General features: G+C 69.2%; 2 protein-coding genes. One reads left to right on the forward strand and one right to left on the reverse strand.

Annotated features, from left to right (window positions below; all coding sequences use genetic code 11):
• Window positions 1-1,154 (reverse strand): carbon starvation CstA family protein (locus tag VFM98_RS19035; RefSeq protein ID WP_325111469.1); only part of this gene is annotated, 1,154 nt, incomplete at its 3' end.
• Window positions 1,155-1,429: 275 nt separating this feature from the next.
• Between VFM98_RS19035 and VFM98_RS19040 the strand changes: the two genes are divergently transcribed.
• A partial coding sequence (locus tag VFM98_RS19040; protein WP_325111470.1) for a peptidoglycan recognition family protein occupies window positions 1,430-2,743 on the forward strand: 1,314 nt, incomplete at its 3' end.

Raw genomic sequence — 2,743 nt, forward strand, 5'->3', positions numbered from 1 at the left:
AGCACGCAGGCGGCGGTGATCGCCATCAGCGCGACGAAGGACTCGGTCAGCATGCCGGCAAAGCCCACCAGCGGCATGTGCGACTCCTTCTCCACCATCTTGGGCGTGGTGCCCGAGGAGATCAGCGAGTGGAAGCCGGAGACCGCGCCGCAGGCGATGGTGATGAAGAGGAACGGGAACAGCTGGCCCGAGAACACCGGGCCGGTGCCGTCCACGAACTGCGTCACCGCGGGCATCGCCAGCTTCGGCGCCACGAAGTAGATGCCCAGGGCCAGCGCCGCCACGGTGCCGACCTTCAGGAAGGTGCTCAGGTAGTCGCGCGGCGCGAGCATCAGCCACACCGGCAGGCTGGCGGCCACCGCGCCGTAGATGATCATGGCCCAGGCGATCTGGGTGCCCGTGAGCGTGAACGCGGGACCCCAGGTCGGACTCTCGGCGATGTGGCGGCCGAAGATGATGGCCAGCATCAGCAGCACCACGCCGAAGATGGAGGCTTCACCGACGCGGCCCGGGCGGATGACGCGCATGTAGATGCCCATCAGCAGCGCGATCGGAATGGTCGCCGCGATCGTGAACAGGCCCCAGGGGCTGGAGGTCAGCGCCTTCACCACCACCAGCGCCAGCACGGCCAGGATGATGATCATGATCGCCAGGATGCCCACCGAGGCCAGCGAGCCGGGCACCGGGCCCAGCTCCATGCGGATCAACTGGCCGAGCGACTTGCCGTCGCGCCGCGTGGAGACGAACAGCACGATGAAGTCCTGCACCGCGCCGGCGAGCACCACGCCCACCAGGATCCACAGCGTTCCGGGCAGGAAGCCCATCTGCGCCGCCAGCACCGGACCCACCAGCGGGCCGGCGCCCGCGATGGCGGCGAAGTGGTGCCCGTAGAGCACCCACTTGTTGGTCGGCACGTAGTCCATGCCGTCGTTGTGCCGCACGGCCGGCGTGATGCGCGCGTCGTCGAGGCGCAGCACGCGGTGCGCGATGAACTGCCCGTAGAAGCGGTACGCAATGAGGTAGACGCACAGGCCGGCCGTGACCAGCCAGACCGCATTCACCGATTGACCGCGGCCGAGGGCCAGCGCCGCGAACGACAGCGCCCCCACGACCGCGATCGCGGCCCAGGCCGCGAAGGATCCGATGGCTTTCATGAAATGCTCTCTTTTTGGAAGCAGATGAGAGAATTTCATTCTCCGGCGCGCCCATCCGTGGTCCGGACTCGATGCAGGAACGTTGATTTCGGGCACAGAAAATAGTTGCCCGGACGACACTGCCGGGCGCGGGCCTTGAGGCGCACGCTTACGCAAACGGCGTAAGTCCGCCGGCCGGCAACCCCGATCGCATCGCGGCTCCTCCATCGGAGGGCTAGGCCGCTATCGGGCATTGCAATTACATTGCGGCAGCACCCGACGGAGGAGTGACCGCGATGCCCACGCCCACCTTCCAGCGACTCAGCCCCGAGCAGTTCGCGTCGCTGCTGCAGAAGTTCCCCTTCCAGCGCAGGATCAACGCGGTGCACATGCACCACACCTGGCGCCCCAACCGCCAGCAGTTCCGGGGCCACGCCTCGATCGTGGCGATGTGGGAGTTTCACACCAGGACCAACGGCTGGAGCGACATCGCCCAGCACATCACGATCGACCCCGAGGGGATGATCTGGCTCGGACGCAACTGGAACCTGCCGCCGGCCAGCGCCAGCGGCCACAACGGCAACCGCACGGCCGGCCCGTTCATGTTCGAGATGGTCGGCGACTTCGACGCCGGCCCGGGCCACGACAGCTTCGACGGCGCGCAGCGCGAGACGGCGCTCAAGGTCATCGCGCTGGTCCAGCAACGCTTCGGCCTGGAGCCGGGCACGCTGCGCTTCCACAACATGATGGGGCCCAAGACCTGCCCCGGCTCCTCCATCGACTTCCAGGAGGTGCTGCGGGGCGTGGCGGCCGCGCGCGAGGCGCTGCAGGCGCCGCGCGAGCTCGAAGCCGCGGCGCCGCGCTCGCCCTTCCCGGAGGAGGAAGACCTCGCCGTGCAGCAGGCGATCCGCGGCCTGCAGCGCGTCACCGACCTCGGCAGCGAAAGCGCCGAGGCGGACCACGTCTGCGCCGAAGACCACCTCGAGCCGCTCGGCCGCGAGACGTCGTTGGCCACCGGGCCGCAGGCGCTGCAGCGCGGATCCGGCCTCGATGCCGCCGCGCTCGCGGCGCTGCGCCCGCACCTGGTGAACCTGCGCGCGGGCAAGTTCTCCAGCGAAGGCGAGATGACCTCCACGCCGGAGGAGGTGGACGCGATCTTCGAGCAGCACCTGCCGCGCTGGATGGCGCAACACGGCGACGCCCCGGCGCGCATCGTGTTCTTCGCCCATGGCGGCCTGGTGTCGGAAAGCAGCGGGCTGCAGATCGCCCAGCGGCACGTGGGCTGGTGGCTCGCCAACGGCGTCTACCCGATCTACTTCCTCTGGGAAACCGGCTTCTTCGAGACCATCGCGCAGCTGCTCGGGCGCGCCACCGGCGGTGCGCGCGGCCTCACAGATTTCAGCGATTTCCTGATCGAGACGGCGGCGCGCGCGCTGCAAGGCCCGCGCATCTGGGGCGGCATGAAGTGGAGCGCCGAGCGGGCCTCCGATGCGCCCAGCCCCGGCGGGCCAATCGGCGGCGCCTACTACGTGGCGCAGCAGCTGAAGAAGTTCTGCGACCGGCACGGCAACCGCGTCGAGCTGCATGCGGCGGGCCACAGCGCCGGCTCG

Source organism: Ramlibacter sp. (genome assembly GCF_035706265.1).
Taxonomy (GTDB): Bacteria; Pseudomonadota; Gammaproteobacteria; order Burkholderiales; family Burkholderiaceae_C; genus Ramlibacter.